The sequence below is a fragment of the Enterococcus sp. DIV1420a genome, assembly GCF_051712165.1.
Lineage (GTDB): Bacteria > Bacillota > Bacilli > Lactobacillales > Enterococcaceae > Enterococcus > Enterococcus faecalis.
The window spans coordinates 1,650,518-1,672,794 of record NZ_JBIOOI010000001.1 but is presented as its reverse complement, the minus strand read 5'-3'; the positions used below and the strand labels follow the sequence as shown (position 1 = coordinate 1,672,794).

23 protein-coding genes are annotated in these 22,277 nt (G+C 38.6%); all 23 read right to left on the bottom strand.

Annotation, left to right across the window (positions count from 1 at the left end; translation table 11 throughout):
• Positions 1 to 5: 5 nt before the first annotated feature.
• The 23 genes from alr to udk all read right to left on the bottom strand — a co-directional run bounded on the left by alr (position 6) and on the right by udk (position 22,114).
• On the bottom strand, positions 6 to 1,121 hold the full coding sequence (gene alr / locus IGI80_RS08395; RefSeq protein ID WP_010822593.1) for an alanine racemase: 1,116 nt from the start codon (positions 1,119 to 1,121) through the stop codon (positions 6 to 8).
• Between the two features lie 29 nt (positions 1,122 to 1,150).
• A complete protein-coding gene (gene acpS, locus IGI80_RS08390; protein WP_002355727.1) occupies positions 1,151 to 1,504 on the bottom strand; it encodes a holo-ACP synthase in 354 nt (117 codons plus the stop codon).
• A 631-nt stretch (positions 1,505 to 2,135) separates the two neighbouring features.
• Positions 2,136 to 3,683: a degradosome RNA helicase CshA gene (cshA, locus tag IGI80_RS08385; protein ID WP_438723222.1), complete on the bottom strand. Its 1,548-nt coding sequence runs from the start codon at positions 3,681 to 3,683 to the stop codon at positions 2,136 to 2,138.
• 302 nt (positions 3,684 to 3,985) lie between these two features.
• Positions 3,986 to 5,359: a UDP-N-acetylmuramoyl-tripeptide--D-alanyl-D-alanine ligase gene (locus IGI80_RS08380; RefSeq protein ID WP_438723221.1), complete on the bottom strand. Its 1,374-nt coding sequence runs from the start codon at positions 5,357 to 5,359 to the stop codon at positions 3,986 to 3,988.
• A gap of 78 nt (positions 5,360 to 5,437) precedes the next feature.
• Positions 5,438 to 6,508: a D-alanine--D-alanine ligase gene (locus tag IGI80_RS08375; RefSeq protein ID WP_002355721.1), complete on the bottom strand. Its 1,071-nt coding sequence runs from the start codon at positions 6,506 to 6,508 to the stop codon at positions 5,438 to 5,440.
• 140 nt (positions 6,509 to 6,648) lie between these two features.
• A complete protein-coding gene (locus tag IGI80_RS08370) occupies positions 6,649 to 7,095 on the bottom strand; it encodes a YaiI/YqxD family protein (RefSeq protein WP_002355720.1) in 447 nt (148 codons plus the stop codon).
• A complete protein-coding gene (locus IGI80_RS08365) occupies positions 7,092 to 8,120 on the bottom strand; it encodes a hypothetical protein (RefSeq protein ID WP_002355719.1) in 1,029 nt (342 codons plus the stop codon). The genes IGI80_RS08370 and IGI80_RS08365 overlap by 4 nt, the downstream gene beginning before the upstream one ends.
• Before the next feature lie 93 nt (positions 8,121 to 8,213).
• Positions 8,214 to 9,224: a sugar kinase gene (locus IGI80_RS08360; RefSeq protein ID WP_438723443.1), complete on the bottom strand. Its 1,011-nt coding sequence runs from the start codon at positions 9,222 to 9,224 to the stop codon at positions 8,214 to 8,216.
• A 9-nt stretch (positions 9,225 to 9,233) separates the two neighbouring features.
• Complete coding sequence (gene dagF / locus IGI80_RS08355; RefSeq protein ID WP_002361094.1) at positions 9,234 to 9,977, bottom strand: 2-dehydro-3-deoxy-phosphogluconate aldolase; 744 nt, start codon at positions 9,975 to 9,977, stop codon at positions 9,234 to 9,236.
• A gap of 3 nt (positions 9,978 to 9,980) precedes the next feature.
• The gene (locus IGI80_RS08350) at positions 9,981 to 11,087 is read right to left on the bottom strand and encodes a DgaE family pyridoxal phosphate-dependent ammonia lyase (RefSeq protein ID WP_438723219.1); all 1,107 of its coding nucleotides are present in this window, start codon (positions 11,085 to 11,087) and stop codon (positions 9,981 to 9,983) included.
• Entirely contained in the window at positions 11,077 to 12,186 is a 1,110-nt protein-coding gene (locus IGI80_RS08345) for an amidohydrolase/deacetylase family metallohydrolase (RefSeq protein ID WP_438723218.1), read from the bottom strand. Before IGI80_RS08345 ends, IGI80_RS08350 begins: the two co-directional genes overlap by 11 nt.
• A gap of 8 nt (positions 12,187 to 12,194) precedes the next feature.
• Positions 12,195 to 13,283, bottom strand: coding sequence for a DUF871 domain-containing protein (locus IGI80_RS08340; RefSeq protein ID WP_002355714.1), 1,089 nt, complete (start codon positions 13,281 to 13,283; stop codon positions 12,195 to 12,197).
• 8 nt (positions 13,284 to 13,291) lie between these two features.
• Positions 13,292 to 13,591 (bottom strand): hypothetical protein, encoded by a 300-nt coding sequence (locus IGI80_RS08335; protein ID WP_438723217.1) that lies wholly within the window; start codon positions 13,589 to 13,591, stop codon positions 13,292 to 13,294.
• Between the two features lie 25 nt (positions 13,592 to 13,616).
• Positions 13,617 to 14,930: a PTS sugar transporter subunit IIC gene (locus IGI80_RS08330; protein WP_002358780.1), complete on the bottom strand. Its 1,314-nt coding sequence runs from the start codon at positions 14,928 to 14,930 to the stop codon at positions 13,617 to 13,619.
• Positions 14,931 to 15,060: 130 nt separating this feature from the next.
• Positions 15,061 to 15,756, bottom strand: coding sequence for a DUF4310 family protein (locus IGI80_RS08325; RefSeq protein ID WP_002361314.1), 696 nt, complete (start codon positions 15,754 to 15,756; stop codon positions 15,061 to 15,063).
• Between the two features lie 19 nt (positions 15,757 to 15,775).
• Positions 15,776 to 16,555: a DUF4311 domain-containing protein gene (locus tag IGI80_RS08320; RefSeq protein WP_002355709.1), complete on the bottom strand. Its 780-nt coding sequence runs from the start codon at positions 16,553 to 16,555 to the stop codon at positions 15,776 to 15,778.
• A gap of 15 nt (positions 16,556 to 16,570) precedes the next feature.
• Positions 16,571 to 16,927: a DUF4312 family protein gene (locus IGI80_RS08315; protein ID WP_002355708.1), complete on the bottom strand. Its 357-nt coding sequence runs from the start codon at positions 16,925 to 16,927 to the stop codon at positions 16,571 to 16,573.
• Positions 16,928 to 16,957: 30 nt separating this feature from the next.
• Complete coding sequence (locus IGI80_RS08310; protein ID WP_438723216.1) at positions 16,958 to 17,314, bottom strand: glycine-rich SFCGS family protein; 357 nt, start codon at positions 17,312 to 17,314, stop codon at positions 16,958 to 16,960.
• 14 nt (positions 17,315 to 17,328) lie between these two features.
• Positions 17,329 to 17,652 (bottom strand): PRD domain-containing protein, encoded by a 324-nt coding sequence (locus IGI80_RS08305; RefSeq protein ID WP_002386165.1) that lies wholly within the window; start codon positions 17,650 to 17,652, stop codon positions 17,329 to 17,331.
• Positions 17,618 to 19,537: a BglG family transcription antiterminator gene (locus IGI80_RS08300; protein WP_002388793.1), complete on the bottom strand. Its 1,920-nt coding sequence runs from the start codon at positions 19,535 to 19,537 to the stop codon at positions 17,618 to 17,620. The genes IGI80_RS08305 and IGI80_RS08300 overlap by 35 nt, the downstream gene beginning before the upstream one ends.
• A 369-nt stretch (positions 19,538 to 19,906) precedes the next feature.
• Positions 19,907 to 20,872, bottom strand: coding sequence for a Gfo/Idh/MocA family protein (locus IGI80_RS08295; RefSeq protein WP_438723214.1), 966 nt, complete (start codon positions 20,870 to 20,872; stop codon positions 19,907 to 19,909).
• 102 nt (positions 20,873 to 20,974) lie between these two features.
• The gene (locus tag IGI80_RS08290; RefSeq protein ID WP_002355703.1) at positions 20,975 to 21,316 is read right to left on the bottom strand and encodes a type II toxin-antitoxin system PemK/MazF family toxin; all 342 of its coding nucleotides are present in this window, start codon (positions 21,314 to 21,316) and stop codon (positions 20,975 to 20,977) included.
• 168 nt (positions 21,317 to 21,484) lie between these two features.
• The gene (gene udk / locus IGI80_RS08285; protein ID WP_002355702.1) at positions 21,485 to 22,114 is read right to left on the bottom strand and encodes a uridine kinase; all 630 of its coding nucleotides are present in this window, start codon (positions 22,112 to 22,114) and stop codon (positions 21,485 to 21,487) included.
• Between the last annotated feature and the right edge of the window lie 163 nt (positions 22,115 to 22,277).

The following is a 22,277-nucleotide window of genomic DNA, read 5'->3' as shown; positions in this document are numbered from 1 at the left end:
CCTATCTAGTTATATTCTCTGGGGATTCTTTGTGAGAAAGTACATGCAACTTCATAATGAATGGTTTCTAATTTTTCGGCTACCATTTGTAACGTATTTTCTTCATTGCCATCTTTTCCAACTAATGTAACGACTGAGCCGACAGGAACTTCTTCTGCTAAACGAATCATACATTGATCCATACACACTCGTCCGACGATTTCGCAACGCTTACCATTCACGAGCACTGTAAATCCTTGGAGATGACGCAACCAGCCATCTGCATAGCCGATTGGCACTGTCCCAATCCATTCTTCAGATTCAGTTACGTAGGTTTCGCCATAGCCAATCCCTTCACCAGCCGCTAAGCGTTTTACATGGATAAGTTCACTGGTCAACCGTAAGGCCGGCTTTAACGCATAGCTTGGGGCCAGCTTATTACCTGAAGGGTTCAATCCATACATGGCTACTCCATAGCGAATCATGTTTCCTGGCACATCAGGATGCCATAACGCTGTCGCACTATTGCTAACATGGACATACCGTGGTAACTCTTCTAAAACTGCTAGAACAGCCTTAAAACGCCCTGCTTGTTTTTCAAAATAGCTTGTATCGATTTCATCAGCTGTTGAAAAATGAGTAAAAATCCCTTCCCATAAAAATTCTTTGTGGGATTGAACAAACCGCACTGCTTGCTTAGTCTCTTCCGGGGTTAAAAAGCCAATCCGTCCCATGCCAGTATCGACTTTTAAGTGAACACGTAATGGCGTGTTACTCTCAGGCGTTAGTTGTTGAAGAGCAGCTTCTAACCATTCTTGTGTAGCTACCGTTACAGACAAATCATATTGAATCAACAAAGGCACATAAGCTAAGTCTACCACACTCAAAATTAAAATGGGGTCCTGAACACCTGCTTCTCTCAATTCAATTGCTTCATCCAATAAGGCGACACAAAAACCTGTCGCGCCACCTTTTTTCGCCGCTTTAGCGGATTCTACGGCGCCATGCCCATAGCCGTTCGCTTTTACAACCGCAAATAAAGCGGTTCCTTCTGGCAAACGTTGACATTCCTTTTGGACATTTTCAGTAATTGCTTGCGTATCGATATGTAACCGTGTAGGACGATGCCATCCAACGACCATTGTACATCCTTCTTTCTTCGTTGCTTCTATTATTCGCTTTCTAAAACAATTTGTGCAATCGCCATAGTATCTGTGTGCGTAATCGAGACAAACACTTTACCATTATGGGGCGAGTTTGCTACGTATGGTGCACCTGTTTTTTCAGTCAGCACCTCAATATCTTGTAAACCAACTTTACCAATCCCTGTGCCCCATGCTTTAGAGAACGCTTCTTTACAAGCAAAACGACCAGCTAAAAATTCTATTTGACGTTTTGTAGATAACTTTTCAAAAAGGGTCAATTCGTTAGGTGTTAAAACCCGTTGAATAAACGATCCTTGTTTTTCAACAATCGGTTTTATCCGACTTAATTCTACTGCGTCAATACCAATTCCCTTTATCATTTTCCGCCTTACTTCCTATTTAATATAGTTACTCCGAATTACCTTTCATTTTAACAAAATTTCAAAATTTTTCCACTGATTCGCTAAAAAAATAAAGAATGTTTTACAAGATCCTCACACAAATTGAAGTACCATACGTTTTCTTCCTATTTACATTTTTATAAAATTTTTCTGAATTTTTATAAAAGTAAGAAAACAACTAAGAAGTATCGGAAAAAAAGCAGGAAACTAAGTGGATGTTCTGATATTTTATAGAAAATTTTGGCTACTTATGGGAGAATAAAAAGAAAAAGGAGAAAAACGTATGACTTTAACTTCTCGGCAAAAAAAGTTACTTCGTTGCGCCCTGTTTATTTTTGCTTTGTTGCTCTACATATTTCCAATCTTCTTTAAAAATCCCAACCTATTTTTTCTCTTGCAACTGGTTTGGATTATAACCATTCATTTGCTACAACAAAAAATGAAACTCTTCAATGTAACTTCCCCGTTGAAAACTTGGATAATTTTGGCGTTTTTCTTTTTCTATATCATTTTGATGCCTTTTTTACTTTTTTTGAGTTTTTCTATTTAACGATTATCTACCAAAAAAGAGCGAGTGTTCCGTTCATAGACGGAACACTCGCTCTTTTGATTATTTGGCGTTTTCGCGAATGACGAAACCACGTTTTTTATCGTTATGACGTTTGCCGCCACGTTGATCTTTATTTTTGCGGTCGCTATTTTTGTAATTACGGTCGCCATCTTTATGGTTTTTGTTGCCACGATAGCTGCCACCTTTACCATTGCCACCACGGTTGCGATTACGGTTGTTCCCACCGCCACCACCACGGCCATTTTTGTTAAAGCCTTTTTTATTTGAAGGCAATGGTCGTTCTGGGGTAATTTTTACAGGAACCGCATCTGCTGGATCTTTCGCTACTGTTTTTAATAATAACGCAGCTAAGTCTGTCGCTGAATATTTTTCTAATAACGCTTCAGCAGATTCTAGATATTTGTCTAAACCATTTTCTTCTAGATCACTTTCGATGGTTTCAACAGCTGCACTTAATTGTCCTTTAAATGCTTCCTTTTCGGTTGGTGGACGTAATGGTGTCATCCGTTTTTTCGTTAGGTTTTCGATGACATGTAAGTAACCCATTTCGTTTGGTGTTACAAACGTCACAGACATACCGCCTTTACCAGCACGACCTGTCCGACCAATACGGTGAACATAACTTTCTGGATCTTGTGGAATATCGTAGTTATAGACATGGGTGACACCTGAAATATCTAACCCACGTGCTGCTACATCTGTTGCCACTAAGATATCTAAGTTACCATTTTTGAATGAACGTAAAACGCTCATCCGTTTTTGTTGTGATAGGTCGCCATGGATGCCTTCTGCTTTGTAACCACGCGCTTCTAACCCGCGGGCAAGTTCATCAACACGGCGTTTTGTCCGACCAAAGACAATGGTCAATTCTGGGGTTTGCACGTCTAGTAAACGTGTCATAATGTCAAATTTTTCAAAGTCTTTTGAACGTACATAATATTGATCAATTAAATCAGCCGTCATTTCTTTGGCTTTAATCTTCACATGTTCTGGTTGTTTCATGAATTTCACGCCAATATTCTTGATTGCTGGCGGCATAGTTGCTGAAAATAGAAGTGTTTGACGTTGTTCTGGCACTTGTGAGATGATTTTTTCAATGTCTTCCAAGAAGCCCATGTTTAACATTTCATCTGCTTCGTCTAAAACTAATGTTTCAACAGTTTCTAATTTCAAGGTACGACGGTTAATATGGTCTAGTAAACGTCCTGGTGTACCTACAACGATATGTGGACGATCTTTTAGTCCACGGATTTGGCGACCGATATCAGCCCCACCGTAAACGGCTTGGACGCGAATCTTTTTATCGCGGCCTAAATGGAATAACTCTTCTTGTGTTTGGATAGCCAACTCACGGGTTGGTGCAATGACTAATCCTTGAATAACGCGGTTGTCTGCGTCAATTTTGTTAAGCATTGGTAAGCCAAAAGCAGCGGTTTTCCCTGTTCCTGTTTGTGCTTGTCCGATTACGTCTTTTCCTGCTAACGCTAACGGAATTGTTTCTGATTGAATAGGGGTTGCTTCCTCGAAGCCTGCGCGTTCTACCGCTGATAATAATTCTGGCGCTAAACCAAGTTCTTTAAATTTCAAATGATATCCTCCTAGATTTTGTTTCGGAAAGAACGATTTCTTCCTAGTTTCAGGTGTCTTCACTTTCAGTTGTTAAAAAGAAATCCATTATAGTGTGCCAACTATTTCTTCTTTCCTGATTTCACCGAAAAATTCACCTTATGGCATTAGAAAAGCCAAACGTGGTCGTTCAGCTTCACATTTATTATTAAACATAGAAATAGATCTATTTTATTTACTACGATTCAATTTTTCTCGTCATCTTCCGGCAATAGGTCATTCTATCATAGAATCCTATTTTCAGCAAGTTTTATGAAACTTATTTACTTTTCCAAAAGTGCATCGATGACTTCACGAAGTCCCATCCCGTTACTTCCCTTTAAAACCACCATATCTTCTGGCTGTAAAACTTTTTTGACAGCTTCAATCAACTCATTTTTTTCTTCTTTTTTAAAAGAATGAATGTTAGCTGGTGCATAGGTTTCTTGCAATTTATCAGCTAAATAAGCCATTTCAGAACCATATAAAAAGACTTCTTCAATCGCATCTGGGGCTAAATGCTGCGCCATTGCTTGATGCATGCTAGCAGAATCAGGACCTAATTCTAGCATGTCTCCTAAAACAGCAATTCGTTTTCCTACTTTGGACATTTTGCTAAAACTGTCCAGAACAAGACCCATAGCTGTCGGATTGGCATTGTACACATCACTTAAAATTTCGGCACCATTCGCTGCTTTCAGCCATTCTGTCCGATTCTTTGTTAGTTCCGCTGTAGCCAATCCTTTTTGAATCTCACTATCCGTTAATTGGAAATACCGACCAATACCAATTGCGATTAATGCATTGGTGACATTATAGGTTCCTGGCACTGGAATCGTAAACGTCATTTGTGTATCACTGATTTTGAATGAGGTTTGCTCTTTGGCTTCATTTGTGACGATTCCTTGAAGTTGACTTTCCTGGCTAAAACCAAAAGTAATCACTTGTTGCGTGACTTTTTCCACCAATGGTTCTAGCAAAGGTTCATCGCTTGGCACAAATAAACTACCGTCTTTGGCTAAACCATCTACGATTTCCATTTTTGCTTGTGCAATGCCTGCTCGTGAGCCTAAATTTTCCACATGAGCTTCGCCAATCATTGTGATGGCGGCAACTTCTGGCTGAGCCAGATTGGAAAGGAAAGAAATTTCCTGAGCGTGATCCATGCCCATTTCTAAAATCAGTTTTTCTGTTTCATCAGGCATGTGTAAAATAGTATAGGGTAAGCCAATTTGATTATTGTAATTGCCTTGCGTTTTGTAAGTCACAAACTTTTCAGATAACACAGCAGCAATCAAATCTTTAGTGGTGGTTTTTCCATTACTACCAGTCACAGCGATGACATTCGGTTGCATTTTATTTAAATAATAGGTAGCTAATTTTTGCATAGCAACCAGTGGATCAGTAACATGCAAAACAGGCAATTGTTGCGGTGCATCGACTAAATCCTGTCCCCAAAAAGCGGCCTGACAGCCATTAGCCATGGCACTCTCAATAAAATGATGACCATCATTTTCACCTTGTAAAGGAACAAAGAAGTTTCCTTTCACAATTTTACGACTATCAAATTCAATGCCTGTTAAAGGAAAATCAGGCCATTGTTGCCAATCATTACTGGCTTCAACCGCTTGCGCTACTTCCCAGAAGGTTAATTTCATTATGTTTTGCTCCTCTGACACAGGGACTGGGACATGCCAAAGTCTTGTCATGTCCCAGTCTTGTGTGATTTTTTCTTCTTAGTTATTATAAAATTCTTGGCGTTGTTTAAAACGATTCAAAGCTAACTGAATCAGTTCCTCAATTAAATCACTGTATTTCAAGCCCATATTTTCCCACAGTAAAGGATACATACTAAAGTCAGTAAAACCAGGCATGGTGTTCAATTCATTCAGGAATAATTCGTTTTTGCTTGTTAAGAAGAAATCACAGCGACTTAAGCCACTTCCATCTAACATAATATACGCTTTTTTAGCGTATTCTTGCGCTTGATGAGCTACTTCTTCTGGAACATGCGCTGGAATTTGCATTTCAATCGTGTTATTGATGTATTTTGCATCATAATCATAGAAAGCGACATCTTTCACCACTTCACCAGGTAAAGTCGTACGGACATCTTCATTTCCTAAAATGGCTACTTCAATTTCACGTGCTTCAATCCCTTGTTCAACAATTGCTCGGGCATCATAACGGAAAGCTTCTTCCAATGCTTCTTGCAATTCTTCACGATTTTCCGCTTTGCTAATTCCGACACTAGAACCCATATTGGCAGGTTTAACAAAGACCGGATAAATTAAAGAACCTTCACATTTCTCAAAGACTTCTTTTGGATTTCCTTTCCAATCACTTCTTAAAACTGGCACGAATGGTACTTGTGGAATGCCAACAGTTTGTAAAAGATATTTCGTCATGATTTTGTCCATTGCGTTAGCACTAGCTAAGACACCTGCGCCCACATAAGGCATATTAATGGTTTCCATGAATCCTTGAATTGTTCCATCTTCACCATTTGGCCCATGTAAAACAGGGAAAACAATCGCTTCTTCTTCATAAATTTCCGAAGGACTGATTCGTTTTCCTGAAAATTCGCCTGTTTCTTCAGGTGTTTGTGCCCAAGTTAAATGTAAAACTTCTTTATTTTGTGGTCGTTCAGATAAAAGAGGGCCTTTTACCCATTGACCGTCTTTACTAATAAAGACTAACTGTACTTGATAATATTTATAATAGATTGCATTTAAAACGGAATATGCAGACAAAACAGACACATCGTGCTCTTCACTTCTGCCGCCATACAACAAAATAATCTTCAAATGCTTGTCCTCCTAGTTTCTTTCCTGTCTTTTAGAAAAAATTATTTTTCAAATTATCCTTACTTATTTTAGCATAAAACCCAGTTTCATAATAGAAGCAAATTTAGTGAAGGAAAAATTCTTTGCTTGCCTTTTCCTTGCTAAAGACTCCGTTTCACCAGCTCAATAAGGGCTTGTTTAAACGTTGTTCTATCTTGGTCTGTAAAAGGTTTAGGTCCTTTCGTTCGGCCACCTTTTCGCCGAATTTGGCCACTAAAATAGCGTTGTTCTAACAAGCCATCAATATTTTCTTTCGTATATTGATAACCCAGTTGATGTAAAACCGACACTCCTTTTGGCAAAACCAAGGAAGCTAAGCCATAATCTTGTGTAATTAAAAGATCCCCTTTTTTTATTAACTGCACAATTTTAAAATCAGCAGCATCCGCTCCTTTATCAACATACACAAAAGAGACATTTTCTGGATAATCTTTTAAGGAATAATGATCTACACTAGTAACAATCACCACATCCAAAGCTTTCTCTACAGCGACTTCAATAACCGTCTCTTTCACAGGTGAACCATCGCCATCGACAAAAATTTTCATTCATTTCCCTCGCTTCTTCCTTGCTCTAACCATTTGGGATGACGTTGAAAGTAGTGTTGTAATTCGTCAAAAACGACTTCTTTAACCACTTCATATAACTCTGTATTTCTTAAAATGGTTTTCGTTGCATCAGTGTAGCGGGGCTTTGGTATCGTAATGGCTAAAACAAAATCAAATTCTGCTAAAAAACTATCTGCTGTCACAGATAATGAGTAATGTTGCTCCTCTAAAAATTGATTAAAGGCGGCCACTACGCCATCAAGAAAGCCCTCATAGTGGGTTCCACCAAGACTGGGATAATGCCCATTAACAAATGTTTTTTGCACTTGCGGCGCATGATTTTTACTCAAAATAAATTGAACAAGGGCCAATTCTGTTTGCTTGGCTTGAATAATCGGTGCAGCTTTTCTAGTTAATGGGTTATCTTTTTCAAATAAATAATTACTTAAACCTTTAGGGTAATAACAAAGATTTTTTTGTTCCTCTTCTTGTGTTAAGAGAATCTTTAAGCCTGGATTCAACATGGCAATCTGTTGACATTGCTGTAAAACACGCATATAAGAAAGTGATTCTGTACCAAAAATTTGCGTATCTGGCCAAAATAAGACTTCAATTCGTTCCTGGGTTTCTTCAATAGGTAACAATAATCGTTTTTTCAATTGCCCTTGATGGTAAATAAAAATAGTTCGCTGTTTTTCTTGATCGATACTGATCCCTACTTGTTTTGAGAAGGCTTGTAAAACAGATAAATACAGAAAAGGTGGTTCTAAATCGACTTGCTTTTGTTCAAAAACAAGCGGTCGTGTGGAAGATACCTGAAAAGAGATTTGTTGACGCGATAACTGTATAGCAATTTTCCCTTGATTCTTTTCAATGAAAAACTCTAATAAACCGTTAATTGTCTGAACAAGTAAATTCTCTAAGCCGACTAAGCCAGTCGTTCCAATGAACGCTTCTGGTCGTTTTTGAATCCGTTCAATAAATTCATCGTTTTCTAAAACTGTTAAAAGATGTGCAACACTCATCCTGCTGCCTCCTTTGCAATCTGTTTCTTTTAATTATAATGAAAAAAAGACCAGAAGAAAAGCCACACACGACTTTTCTTCTGGTTTTCTTCTTTAACGAATTAAATCAATATTCGGATGCTCGAGAACATGATTCACTTGTTTGACCGTTGTCAAAGGAATATCTCCTTGAATCGTATGTGCAAGGACCCCATTGACTGTGGCAAAGTTAACTGCCTTTTCTAACGACCAATTTTGGCTATAGCCATATAAAATCCCCGCCGCATAAGCATCGCCAGCGCCAATTCGATCAAGATTAAGAAGCGGTCTTTTTTCACTCTGTTGGTACTCATTTTGGGTATATAAATACCCACTTAAGTAGTTTTGATTTTTGGAATGACTTCTCGTTGTCCCAGCAAACCATTCCAAATTGTATTGAGACATGAAACGCTGAATCAGTTCAGTTTCTTGTGCCTCACCTTCTAAATCTTCTCGCGGAATGAAACCTAATAGCTCGACCAAATCACGTCGACTGCCAAAAACAATATCACAATAAGGTAAAATGCGTTCGTACTGTTGACGCATAAAGAGTGCGCTATTTGCTGTATTCAAACTAGGTCGATAATTAAAGTCAAAACAAACTTTCTTTTGACAGGCATGCGCCTTTTGAGCAAGTATCAAAGCAGCATCACGAGTTTTTTCAGTTAAACTTAACGAAATACCACAAATATGCACCATATCTACTTCCGCTAAAAAGGCCTCAAAATCGTAGTCCTTCGCCTCGCTGATGCCAAAAGCACTCTGATGGCGATTTTGATAAGTTACTTGTGTGGGTCGGATTCCATAACCCATTTCTGCAAAAAAACTACCAATATGATCGCCCTTTTCTCCTACCCATTGATCTGAAATTCCTAACTTCCTTAGCGCTGCTTTGCCAGCTTCACCAAGACGATTGGCAGGTAATTTTGTAATCAATGCTGTTTCTAGTTGAAAATGAGCCAAATTTGCTAAGAGATTTACGCCAGTCCCTACAAAGTTCATTCTTAACCGCTCTGTTTGTTCTAACATTAGATACTCTGGCGGAGTGAAACGAAGCATGACTTCACCAAACGCAGCAATTTTCATCTTTGCCACCTACTTATTCAATGTGTTTTTCATCATGGTTAGTAACGTTTTCACGTCTTCTGTTCTAGTGTCCCCTGTTTCTTGATCAATAATTGAGCTGTAGACATGAGGAATGATTTTTTTAACGCCGGCATCCACCGCAATTTGAACAATTTCTTCAAAGTTTTCTAAATCAATGCCCCCTGTTGGCTCTAAATAAAAGTCATACTTGGCACAAGCTGCTGCTACTGCTTGGTATTCTTCTTTGTGAGCCAAGCCTTTCATCGGGAAATATTTAATGGAACTGCCCCCCATGTCTTTCAACAATTTGATGGCGGTTTCGATAGGCACTTCCGCCGCTGGCGCACCAGAGCTTAACGGACCTGTCGCAATGTTGACATAGCCAACTTTGCCTGTGGGTGAAACCAAGCCATTAATCACTGTTTCGTCTTGACGAAGTAAGGCCCGCGAAGCGCCGACACCTGTGAAGACTTGGTTCACGTGTTGCGGTTGTAAAACTTCTGATAAGCGAGCCACCATTTGACTTTGATTTGGATCACCAGCTCCTAAACCGACAGATAAAGCGTTGTTGGTTGCTGCTTGGTATTTTTTCATATCGTCAATGGCTGCTTCATCGGTTTCATAGTTTTTTGAAAGGACGCCTAACACAACATGCCCTTCTGCTGCTTCATAACAGGCTTGGGCATTTTCTACTGAATTGGCTAAAACGTTTAAACAAATGCGTTCTTCTAAATAATTAGGTTTTAATGACATGGCTTATTTCTCCTTTGTGTCCATAATTTCTTGTAATCGTTGCACGATTTTGTTCATTTCTTCTTGATTGACAGAACGAATGTCAAACTCAATGATGCCATTGTTTGCTTGATATTCTCGCGTATAAATGGCTGGACTTTCTGCTTTTAACGCTTGGATGACTTCCTTGGCGGTTTTTCTGCCGTCCACTTTGACACTGGCGCGATAAATGTCTCGTCCGGCGCCATCTTGGACGATTTTAGCGGTTAAATCTGACAGGTTGTTGATGGCTTCAACAAACGGTTTTAAGCGTTCTTGCATCAAAGCCCCTGATTCACTGCCATGCGCCAAGTATTCTTCCACTGCTTGCGTAAAGCCTAGGATATTGTCTTTGCCAATTTTCATTGCTCGACCAATGCCTTTGCCTTGTAGGCGCACCCAGTCAATGTATTCTTTTTTCCCGACCACTAAACCGGCACTTGGCCCTTCGATGGCTTTGGCGCCGCTGTAAATCACCAAATCAGCGCCTGCTTCAGTGTATTTGAAAAGATCTTCTTCTGCTGCCGCGTCAACAATTAGCGGCACCTTGTGGCGTTGCGCCACTTTGGCCGCTTCGGCCACCGTCAGCATACTTTTTTGCACGGTATGATGGCTTTTGATGTATAGAATGGCCGCTGTTTTTTCGGAAATCATCATTTCCACGTGTTCTGGACTGCACATGTTGGCGTAGCCAGCTTCCACCACTTGGCCGCCGCCTTGCGCTACCATGACTTCTACAGGCGTACCGTAGTCCACGTTGTGCCCTTTAGGTAAAATAATCTCTCGCTGTTCGATTTTTTCTGTATAGGGATGATACGCGTGGTACAAGCTGCCTTTTCCAATCAAGGCAGCCACCGATTGGGCAATCCCCGCCGAAGCCGAGGAAACGATTTGGGCATCTTCTGCCTTCAACAAGTTGGCTAAAAAGGCCCCTGTTTGCACACTAAGTTCACTCATTTCAAAGAAATGTTCGCCGCCGAATCGTTGAGCCGCTAGGACTGCCTCCGAAACTTTGGAGACACCTAGAATGGTCATTTTGCCAGAAGCATTAATGACTTCTTTTAAGTGGAATTTTTCGTAACTAATTGTCATAGATTTGTCCTCCAATAATTGTTTTGATTGGGCGAATTTGCTCTTTGGCTACTCGTGTCAATCCATTAGAATCAGTCAATGTTTTTTCTTCTGCTTGAATCGTGAAAATCGTTAAATCAGCATCTTTACCTATTTCCAACGTGCCTTTTTGCGTTAAATGGAAATTCTCAGCAGGAGCCTTGGTTACCTTTTCAATAATTTCTGGCCAATCATAGCCGACCACACGGAGTTTTTCCATCGTTGTGGCTAAATCATAAACAGGACCATTTTCTCGGTTACGGATGTAGATATCTGTGCTAATTGATGCAGCTTTCATTCCCTCGCGCAACGCTGTTTCAGCTACGTGAAAATTGAAACTATCCGTACCATGCCCGATATCAAATACGACTCCTTTGTTGTACGCTTGCCAAGCGAAATCTTTTATTTTATCCGTTGCTTGGTCTAAGATGCCATTTTCTTTCCCATTAAAACAATGGGTTAGGACATCCCCTTTTTCCATCAAGGCTAAAATTTCATCTAAATGAGGCGGTGCTGATCCAATGTGAACCATTAAGGGAATTTCTTGGTTCTCTTGCTGAATCTGTTTGGCCAATTCTAAAGGCGTAATGCCGTTATCGCCAATAACGGTCCTACTCATACGGGCTTTAATCCCTACAACAAAATCTGGTAATTCTTGAATCGCTTTTTTGACTAAACTCGCTTGTACTTTACTTAAATCTGCGAGTTCGTCCTGAGCAACGATGCCCCATTTAGAAATATTGACTAATCCAAAAACATTTGTTTTTGCTTGTTGCGCTAAGTCATAAAATTCATGAATGTTTTCAGCACCTGTTGTCCCAGCATCAATCACTGTCGTAACACCCTTTTTGACCCCAATTTCATCTGGATAATCATAATAAAGAGCCATTTTTTCAAAACAATGAACGTGATCATCTATCCAGCCTGCGGATACATAAGTACTTGGTTCTAAGTGGATAGTTTCTTTTGCAGAACCTGAAATAGTTGCTGCAACAGCAGCTATTTTTTCCTCTTTAATTGCAATTTCAACAGGCATACCATCTACTGTCTGTCCATTTTTTATAAGTAAATCGTAGTCCATATTCTTCCCTACTTTTCTATAAATCTAAATTTTGTCCAAGGCTTAATGAATTCTAATAATACAAGTTCTTCTTCTATAATACGCCCTACTCGATTTTTGCGTGAGTCTTGATGTGGTTCTAAAACGACTTGTAATTCATTTTTGTATTTTCCAAATGCATCATTTCCCACAACAACATCTCCAGGTTGTAGCATTGCTTGATTATCATGTGGGGGATTAGCTTCATTTTTATATTTTTTACGCACTTCTGTGGAACGAATCATCTGCTGAGTGATATCTCCACGGCGAAAATGTTGATTTTTTGTTACGATTTCTTTTTCAATTTCAGAAGTCGCTTCTTCAAAAACAATGGTCAATTCTGTTTGATAACGATTCAACTGACCCAATGCTTCTAATTCTTCGTTGGAAGCATAAGCATTTCCAATAACAACATCATCAATTAAATTTGTTGCAAATAAATGTTTAGCTTGAACAGTGACTGGCAACTGTCTATGCATTTCTAAAGTAGGTAGCCCATCATTCACATCCCAAGGACCAATTTCACCTACCTGTGATGAAATAAAAGCAGCTGTCCGAATACCTTCCTTTTTAAAGCGGATGCTACATTTTTCAAAGAAATCATACGGCAATGCAGTTCCCGCTTGTGGATAAAAGTTATGACAACCATATAAGAAAGGTCGATTTGCTTCATACGTCAAAATGTTATCAAGATAAGCGACATCATTACTCATATTCAACTCAATAGCCACGCCGAATGGATTAAACGTCAACATGGCTTCTTTATTTCCATCAAAACCTGTATCCAACCGAATCCCATCAGCTCCTAATTCGCTGAAAAAAGTCAAATCATCATATGAAATTTCCAATTCATCAAAGATACTTGGAACGACATCTAAAATTGTTTCAAATCCTAAATTTTTCGCATAACTAATTAATTCTTTAAATTTTTTCTGAACTGCTTCTTTGCCATCGGTCACTTCTAACATACTCATAAAAATTCGAGTAAACCCACATTCGCTGGCTTTTTTTAAATACGCTTTATCTTGATTGATATCACTATGATCTGGATAAACTGATACACCTAATGCTCTTTTCATCTTCGTTCTCACACTCCGCTATTTTCAAATTTATTTCGAAATTTCCAAGCAATCACCGAGCTACACAGGATTGTTGTAGAGCCAACGAGCAATACTGGTTGATTTAGAAATCCGCCAATTATCATGGAAAGAGTAATACAAACTGCCGTAAAAACCAACGTCTTTACCAAACCAAATTGATAAACAACAGTAGGCAACTGCCCTTTTTCTATAATAATTTGACTAACGATAAAAAAGAAAATGAACCAAATAATCATCTTATACGCTCCTGACTTTCTTATCTGACTTAGAAGGGGCAGGATATTCATATCAGAACACCCGCCCTAACATTTTTTAATTTTTCGCTGCTTGTTCAGCTGCTAATTCTTCTGCTTCTTTATCCAATTGTTGTTTTTCATAAACTTTGAAAAATGGATAGTAGATAGCCATTGTAATTAAGAAGTTAACAATCACTAATACTGCGGCCGAAAAACTCCAATTGGTACTCATCCAAGCAGCAATTGGTGCTGGAATTGCAAACGCTAAACGTGCAGCCATCATCGGAATTATATTAGCGACTGTTAAGAAATAAGATAACGTTGTGGTAATTAACGGTGCCACGATAAACGGAATACCTAAAATAGGATTCATTACGATAGGCGTTCCGAAAATAACTGGTTCATTAATATTAAACAAGCCTGGTAAGAACGATAAACGGCCAAGACTTTTCAGATACGTTGATTTAGAAAACATCATTAAAACAACTAAAGAAAGCGTAGTTCCAGCGCCACCAATCCAGATAAACCATTGTAAAAACTGTTCTGTAAAAATATTAGGTAACTGATGAACGTTTGCGCCATTGGTAAAAGCTTCAAGGTTTTCTGCAATCGACATATCCCAGAAAGGACGAATAACTGGGCCCATAATCGCTGGACCATGAATCCCTAAAACCCAGAAGAAACAGATTAAGAAGACTGTTAGTAAGCCGCCAAATAAACTGTTACCAGCAAGGATACCTTTAAGTGGCATTAATAACGTACTCAAGAAACCATTCAAATCAAAACCAATTACGTGGCGAATAACCCAGAATAATAAAAGAATAACTGCTCCTGGAATTAACGCAATAAATGAATTTGACACTTCAGGCGGTACGCCATCTGGCATCTTAATCATAATATCTTTTTCAATAAAGAAGCGATAAATTTCAACAGATAACAGCGCTGTTACAATCGCACCAAATAAAGAAGCTGAACCTAAATTTGCTAAATTAATATAGCGCCCTGCTGTAATGACGTTGTCAACATCTTCAAAGACACGTGTTGGTGGTGCCGCTGTTACTAAAAAGGCCATTAATGCTAAAATTCCGCACGTCAAAGAGTCAAGCTTATAACTTTTGGCCAATGATGAAGCAATCCCAAATGTTGCATAAAGTGCAAGTAACCCCATCGTATAGCGGGAAGGAATATCTAAAATTGCTTGATAAGGTTCAATCAATTTTGTGTATGCCTCAATTGGAATATTTTGAAAAATTGTAAAGAATGAGCCCACAATTGTTAAAGGCATCGTTGCAATTAATCCTTTTCTAATCGCTGTCATATGGCGTTGCGAACCAAATTTATTCGCAATCGGCATTAACTTAACTTCCATCCACTGTACAAAACCATTCATTTGTTAATTCCTCCGTTCAACTAATAAAAATAATAATTATTTCGCATTTATAATAACATAGTAACATTATAATGTAAACGCTTATTCTTATTTGTGACAGAGAAAGTGCAAAACAAAAGGCTTTTTCTTATTATAAAGAAACTGGGAATATTGCACCAAAAATCATTGCGCCTAAAATTGCGCCCCCAGCGATTGGTTTTTTCCAAATGTAAAAACCTAAAGCTCCTAATGTAGCACCAATCCCAATAGGAATCGAAGCACCCGCCGCACTCAAAATAATTAACGGGCCTAAGAAACGTCCTGAGGCATTACCAGCCCCCATCATCACATCCGCACCAAAAGTGGAATTTCCTTGATTGATAGTAAATTTCCGAATCAACACAATTACGCCACCAACTGCTAACCCTAGTAGCGCACCTGTTAAAAGTGCTAAGCCAAAGTTTTCTACAGGTGCTTTAATACCCATGCTGAGGAAAATTGCAGGTACGCCAATCCCGATCCCCGTTAAAATTGAGCCACCTAAATCTAAAATCCCGACTAAAGAACCTTCTAAAATTCGTGCAAACAGGAAACTTGCACCAAATGCTGCGGCAGCGCCATAAGAACCACCATCTAAACCAGCTTTTAGCATCGCAACAATTGAAACTTCATTAAAGGCGCCCACACCATAAACTACATACATATGTGTTCCTGCAAAAATTGCCGCTGACATAATCCCGACTAAAATGGGAAAGCCCCAATCAGCATACCAAAAACTTTTGCCTTTTAAACCTTCTTGAATTTCTTGTTCTTGTTGTGCCCATTCATTTTTTTCTTGCTGTTCCATCTATGAGACCTCCTTTTTTCTATTTAACGGTGAAGACATTGTGTAAATTATTTAACCATTGAGGAATAGACAAGCGGAAACTTTCGATCATTTCTAAGTCGAACCCTCGGAAGAAGCCACTTAAAATAAATAATAAGATAATGGCACCAAGCATGCCGCGTGTCATTCGGGTCCACCCTAAATCATCGACACCTTTACCGATTAAGATCCCTAATACAACTCCTGGGACAGCATTGCCCATGACTAATTGAGATAATCCGCCAAATAATGTTCCCCAGAAACCCGTCCGTTTTCCTGCATCTAAAGCCGCTAGCCAGAATAAAACAGGCATCACAGTATTGATTAAAATCGTTGCTGCAGGTACCAACACCGCAACTGCTGTTACTTGTAGCGATTCTGGAATTGCTGCAGCTGTACTATTTAAGAAAGCCACAGTCGCCATTCCTACAAAGGCCCCGACAATCCCCATTTTTTTGGGATTATGCATCGTTTTAGTGACATCTTTATCCTTTACCAATAAAATTGCTGCAGCCCAGTTAGGCACAATCCGGTGGGTCACATCTTGTGTAAAGGCCCCTGCTCCGACGGCCGAAGCCCAAGCATTAAAGAAAAAACCTAAACCAAAAGAAAAGTGTGATGCTGGATCTCCTTGTGCCGCGTTCATTTCTCCTAATGTTCTAAATGCCCCTAACCCTTGCGTTTGTGGTGCATGAAACATCCGAGCAGCGCCTGCGCCAGCTGCAAAACCTAGTAAACCACCAATAAGCAATGACTTCAGCAAAATGATTACAAATTCCATTCCTTCTTCCTCCCTTTATACGCCTCTTTTTGAAAGAAACGGAACTACTACTGCGTTCGGTTCTTTAATTGTTTCCGTTAAAAAATCAACTTCTTCGACTGCAATGGCTTGGATTTCCACTTCTACAGCTAGTTCGACATGATAAATCACTCTCTTTCTAGGAAAGAAGAAGAACAGAAATTTTTCTGTATAAACTTGTTCTTTTGCCTGACGAATAGTTACTTCTTTCGGTTCAATCCGGATGAGGACCTCTGTTGTTTCTTTTAATACTTTTTTTGAAACATCATTCAATGCACTTGCAAAAGCTTCATTCTTCTTATTACCTTTTCCAGAAACAATCACGGTTTGTGTTGACCGTTTTGTGGCATCCATAATTACCGCTCCTTTCTAAGTTACTACTTTCTATGCTCCGTGTTTCTTAATAAATGCTTCAGTTACTCGTTTACCAAGTTCTTCCTGATCCATAAAACCAAATCCAAGAACAGTTTTCCCATCGTTAATTGCTGTTACCCCTTCTTCGATTGATCGCATGCCATGTCTTTCGGTATACCCGTATTTAGTAGCAGCCGTTAACGCCCCTGCACCACCACTGCCACAGAAAGAAATGCCTAAATCAGCCTTTTCTTGTTGCATCACATCTCCTAAACGCATATCAGCGCCCATTCCTGGAACAACAACCGCGCGACCACCGGCTTGCTCCACTCCTTTTGCAACATTTTGTCCTTTTCCTAAACGATCTGCGATAACTACTGTAATCATAACTTTTCCTCCTATTAATTGTTTTGTTTAGCAACTTCAAAATGAACAGCTAAAACATACCATTCATCTTCTGATAACTGACCAATTGCTTCTGTTGTTTCTTGTGCAATTTTCAACGTTTCTGGTGTTAGTTCCGTAAATAACGTCCGATCAACACCAGCTAATGTCGTTCCTTCTCTTGAACGATTCAGCATCTCATTGAGATGGTTAATCAAAATCGTCCACTGTAATTCCGTTGGTTCAATTTGTGCTTCTGCTAATCGCGCACTGGTTTGTTTGATAATCGATTGTAGCTTTTCTGGTTCAGCACTTTGTCGAATGATCTCCTGTGCTTCCATTGCTAGTTCCATCCTCTTCCTCCTTTGGTTGTTCTAAATAATTAAGTAATGCTGAAATTTCAGCATGATTGACAGGTAACTCATTTTTAGCAAATAAACATTCAATTTGCCGAATTTCTTCTTGCCGTTCATGAGATACTTCTCTATTACAAGGAATCTCTTCGTATTGTTTATTAAACGTAATCCGATGTGTCATTAATAAAACGTGAAGTAAAAAGGCTTCTTGATATTCGCTCAGTAACTTTGTTTGAAACATTCGTTTTAACTCTTCATAAATAATATACGCTTTTACTAATAAATCTTGGCTTTGTATCCGTTCATTTTTTTCAATTACATCAGATTTCGTGGAGCGAGCGGTACCTTTTCCTTGACGTTTCCCTAATAAAATTTTATCGACCTCTTCCCGAATCAAACTTAAGTCTGTGTCCGTCAACAATGGACTAACTTTAATAAATGGGTATGTCATTTCTTCAATTGGGAAAATACTCAATACCAAATCGGGCTTTTCTGCTTGAATCACTTCAGTTGCATTTAAAACAGAAGCAAATCCTGCGAGTTCAACGTTTGGTACTTCCTCTAAAATTTTTTGTTCAATTAAACTGGTCACACCTAAGCCCGTCGAGCAAACATACACAATCCTAACAACTTTAGCTTCCTGCTGTTGTCGTTCCTGAGCTGCCAAAAAATGCAACGCAATATATGCGCAGAAAGAATCGTTGACTAACAAAACAGAACGTTGAATTAATTGTTTACAGGCACTTTGAATAGCTAAAAACAACGCTGGGTGTTTTCCTTTGATTTCTTCAGAAAACGGATTGTATTCATTAATAAATAAATGTTTCTTTGTAAAACGTAAGGACAGGTGTGCAAACAAGTTCGTAAATAATTGGCGATCATTTACAAAAGGATAATTCAGCTCTTTTGAAACGCTTTCAATCACTTGCTTTGTTAATTGAACCATATCTTGCCGTTGATGGGTTCCGAATAAATCACTATAAATATAAAAATATTCATCCGCTAATAAAGGCAAGTCATACCGTTCAAACACCTCTTGTAAAAGTAAAAGTGGTACTTCGTTCCGTTGTTCAAAGCGTGTTTTTTGCGATAATACTCGGTAAGTCCCAATTGTATGTGCCATCTGCATACGTGCTGCGGCAATTGCCACTCTCAACGTAATAGATAATATTTCGGCATAATCAAATTGATTTTGATCGAGTGGATTAATTAAATTTCGCATTTTTTTCAATGCACTACGATAACAACCTTGAAACAATGTCCCTGACCCAAATTTAATTTTAGGGATTTTTTCAGCCCCTTTTGTCTTTGTCACATAGTTCATAATTTGGTAAATATCGTATTCTGTAAGTTCTTTTTGAGTGATAAATTCCATCAGTAAGCGTACATTGCTTTCTTCACCACTGATTGTAAACCCTTGCCGTGCTTGGCGAATTAAGGTTAAATCATATGCTTGCAGCAACCGTTCGACCTGTTCCAAATCACTGACAATTGTGTTTCGACTCACTAATAATTCATCTGCTAGCTGCTGTGCCGTTAAGTACCCTTTGACTGACAATAACTGAAAAATCAATACATTGACTCGTCTTTTTTGATCAGGATAGGTTTCAAATCGATCGACATCAATAATTTCATTTTTTAACAGTAAGCGTTTAGAGTCAGGTAAATCTAGCCAGATTCCCTTATTTCGTTTTGAATAAAGTGTCTCATCGTGCTGTTCAAACCAAGCACGAATATCTTCTAAATCATACTTAATTGTTCGAACGCTGACAGTAAAGTTCTCAGCTAATTCTTGCGTGGTAATACTCCCTTCCAAATCCAAAAGCATCAATAAAATATTTATCGCTCTTTTGGACAACAACACGGTCATGCCTTGTCACCTCTTTTCTTTTCCCTTTATACTTAAAACTATAGCGTTATTTTATCTGTTCCACAACACAAAAAAGTTGCACTTATAAAAGTGCAACACTTCTCTTTTCATACAAAAAAATCCCTTAACAGTTACTACTGTTAAGGGATACCACACTATTTATTTGCATAAATAGACAGAAACCTTCTCCACAAAAGTATTCTGTCCGACACGTTACAAATCCGGTAACTGATAGCCGTACTATCTGGTGTCGTTGTGTTTGACAATCACTAGCCGTCAAAACGGAATAGCCGAAGCTATCTGATTGAGTCAACTCGTCGCATAAAACACACTTTAACACAGAATAGTTTGGATAGCAAGTGATGATAATTATTCGTTATCGAACCATTCTTGATAAAAACTTTCAACAATTTTAACGGTTGCTATCGTTAATTCTTTCGTCATTACGGGGCTAGTTAACTTTTTGTCTTGTAAACATTGATTCACATGATTGATTTCATACGTAAATTCACTAGTGAATTGTTCAGACCATTTGACAGTGTTGCCTTGAGCATCTGTATAATAAGCACAATCTGTTTTCCAGAAATTAGGAATAACGATTTGCCCTTTTGTACCACAAATGGTCATTTCACTAGGTATCTTTAAACCAACATTAATAAAAATATTGCCCAGCGTCCCTTCAGCAAATTTCAAAGCTAAATTACATTGACTATCCGTCGCCCCTTGCTGATATGTTGCGGTTCCCGTAACCGCTTGAATCTCTTTCCCTAATACGTATTGTAAGTATTGTAATGGATAACTTCCTGAGCCATGAAGCGCTCCACCACCCGCTTCTCTCGAGTAAAACCAGGGAATATGATCCACATTGGGATAGACAGTAACTGACTGAACCCATAAAATCTCTCCCAATCTCCCTTCTTGAATTGTCGCCTTTACTTTTTGGGTAATTGGTAAAAAGACAGACTTCTGAGCTTCCATTAGAAAAACCCCTTGCTCCTGTGCGATTGCGAAGAGTTCTTCTGCTTCAGCAGCATTTAATGTAAATGGTTTTTCCAGTAGGACGGGTTTTCCTTGTGATAACGCAAGCTTAGCTGCTGAGTAATGTCCTTGATTGTAGGTGGGAATATAAATAATATCAATTGTTTCATCCTTACATAACTCTTCATAACTGCCATAAGCCACCGGAATCGCTAATTCTTTAGCCATTTTTTGAGCATTCTCTAAACGCCTTGATGCAATCCCGCGCACTTCAGCTTGCGCGCTTTCTCGAAGCCCTGCTACAAATCTTGGGACAATTTGGGCAGTACTCATAATTCCATAACGAATTTTATCCATGTGATCACCTCCTCTTTCACTATACGAGAAAAACTAATATTTGGAAACCATTTCAACAAAAAAAAGAAACCGTTTCCCCAAAACGATTTCTTTATATGTAAATTAACGGATACCAACGCTAACTTTTAAAGCTTGATTGACCTGTTCCATCTCTTCACGAGAAAGTTGACAAACCTTGTGTAGCATTCGTTCTTTATCCAATGTTCGAATTTGTTCTAACAAAATAAGTGATGGCGTCCTGCACTCGTTATGGGGAATTTCGATGAGGACTTGCGTTGGTTGCAGCCGCTTGCTTACGTTACGGGTAATCGGTGCAACAATCAACGTTGGACTAAATAAGTTACCTTTGTTATTTTGAATAATCAGGACAGGTCGAATCCCACCTTGTTCAGAACCAACAACTGGTGAGAGATTCGCATAAAAAACCTCACCTCTTTTTATCATTCAGATTCCCTTCCCTCCTTTTCCTTTAAAAAATTATAGCATATTGTTTCTTGCAATATTTTCAACTTTTTAGCTATCCCTTAAAATATTTGATAAAACCACCCTTTAAAAGTCAAAAAAAGCTTAAACAGTCGACTCTGATATTGAGACGGCTATTTAAGCTAACTATTACATTTTTGTTAAAATACTATCCACTTTTGTATTAATTAAATCAATAGCGACGTGGTTTTCGCCACCTTCTGGCACAATGATATCTGCATAACGTTTCGTAGGTTCAATAAATTGGTGATACATGGGCTTGACGACTGTCAAATATTGTTCAATCACAGAATCCAACGTACGGCCACGTTCTTCCATATCACGCTTGATTCGACGAATAATACGGATGTCATCATCTGTATCCACATACACTTTAATATCCATTAAATCCCTTAAGCGGCGATCTTCTAAAATTAAAATCCCTTCAAGAATAATTACTTCTTTCGGTTCTTGGATCACCGTTTCTGTACTTCTTGTATGCGCAACGTAGTCATAAACTGGCTTTTCAATGGCTTGATAGTTTAACAGTTGTTCAACATGTTGAATCAATAAATCTGTATCAAACGCAAAAGGATGATCATAATTGGTATTTAAACGTTCTTCAAAACTCAAATGGCTCTGATCTTTATAATAAGAATCCTGTTCTAACATCATAATTGAATGATCGGGAAAATTATTAAAAATCGCACGGCTAACACTGGTTTTTCCGCTTCCTGATCCGCCAGTAACACCAATGATAATTGGCTGACTATCTTTCATGTATAAACCTCTTTCTTTTCAAAAACTTCATTGTCTTTTACTATTATAATGAAAACTCTGAAGAATGCCAGACCTTTTCCAAGACTTTTCATGTGATTTTTATCTTCTTATGAAAAATCTGCCCACACTTCTTTCAATTACAGTATACTTATCAATAAAAGGA

Bases quoted from the DNA above. Each gene is read 5' to 3' on its own strand.
- alr (WP_010822593.1), bottom strand. From the start codon at position 1,121: ATGGTCGTTGGATGGCATCGTCCTACACGGTTACATATCGATACGCAA.
- acpS (WP_002355727.1), bottom strand. From the start codon at position 1,504: ATGATAAAGGGAATTGGTATTGACGCAGTAGAATTAAGTCGGATAAAA.
- IGI80_RS08380 (WP_438723221.1), bottom strand. From the start codon at position 5,359: ATGAAATTAACCTTCTGGGAAGTAGCGCAAGCGGTTGAAGCCAGTAAT.
- IGI80_RS08370 (WP_002355720.1), bottom strand. From the start codon at position 7,095: ATGAAAATTTTTGTCGATGGCGATGGTTCACCTGTGAAAGAGACGGTT.
- IGI80_RS08365 (WP_002355719.1), bottom strand. From the start codon at position 8,120: ATGAGTGTTGCACATCTTTTAACAGTTTTAGAAAACGATGAATTTATT.
- IGI80_RS08360 (WP_438723443.1), bottom strand. From the start codon at position 9,224: ATGAAAATTGCTGCGTTTGGTGAAGTCATGCTTCGTTTCACTCCGCCA.
- dagF (WP_002361094.1), bottom strand. From the start codon at position 9,977: ATGTCATTAAAACCTAATTATTTAGAAGAACGCATTTGTTTAAACGTT.
- IGI80_RS08350 (WP_438723219.1), bottom strand. From the start codon at position 11,087: ATGACAATTAGTTACGAAAAATTCCACTTAAAAGAAGTCATTAATGCT.
- IGI80_RS08345 (WP_438723218.1), bottom strand. From the start codon at position 12,186: ATGGACTACGATTTACTTATAAAAAATGGACAGACAGTAGATGGTATG.
- IGI80_RS08340 (WP_002355714.1), bottom strand. From the start codon at position 13,283: ATGAAAAGAGCATTAGGTGTATCAGTTTATCCAGATCATAGTGATATC.
- IGI80_RS08335 (WP_438723217.1), bottom strand. From the start codon at position 13,591: ATGAATATCCTGCCCCTTCTAAGTCAGATAAGAAAGTCAGGAGCGTAT.
- IGI80_RS08330 (WP_002358780.1), bottom strand. From the start codon at position 14,930: ATGAATGGTTTTGTACAGTGGATGGAAGTTAAGTTAATGCCGATTGCG.
- IGI80_RS08325 (WP_002361314.1), bottom strand. From the start codon at position 15,756: ATGGAACAGCAAGAAAAAAATGAATGGGCACAACAAGAACAAGAAATT.
- IGI80_RS08320 (WP_002355709.1), bottom strand. From the start codon at position 16,555: ATGGAATTTGTAATCATTTTGCTGAAGTCATTGCTTATTGGTGGTTTA.
- IGI80_RS08315 (WP_002355708.1), bottom strand. From the start codon at position 16,927: ATGGATGCCACAAAACGGTCAACACAAACCGTGATTGTTTCTGGAAAA.
- IGI80_RS08310 (WP_438723216.1), bottom strand. From the start codon at position 17,314: ATGATTACAGTAGTTATCGCAGATCGTTTAGGAAAAGGACAAAATGTT.
- IGI80_RS08305 (WP_002386165.1), bottom strand. From the start codon at position 17,652: ATGGAAGCACAGGAGATCATTCGACAAAGTGCTGAACCAGAAAAGCTA.
- IGI80_RS08300 (WP_002388793.1), bottom strand. From the start codon at position 19,537: ATGACCGTGTTGTTGTCCAAAAGAGCGATAAATATTTTATTGATGCTT.
- IGI80_RS08295 (WP_438723214.1), bottom strand. From the start codon at position 20,872: ATGGATAAAATTCGTTATGGAATTATGAGTACTGCCCAAATTGTCCCA.
- IGI80_RS08290 (WP_002355703.1), bottom strand. From the start codon at position 21,316: ATGATAAAAAGAGGTGAGGTTTTTTATGCGAATCTCTCACCAGTTGTT.
- udk (WP_002355702.1), bottom strand. From the start codon at position 22,114: ATGAAAGATAGTCAGCCAATTATCATTGGTGTTACTGGCGGATCAGGA.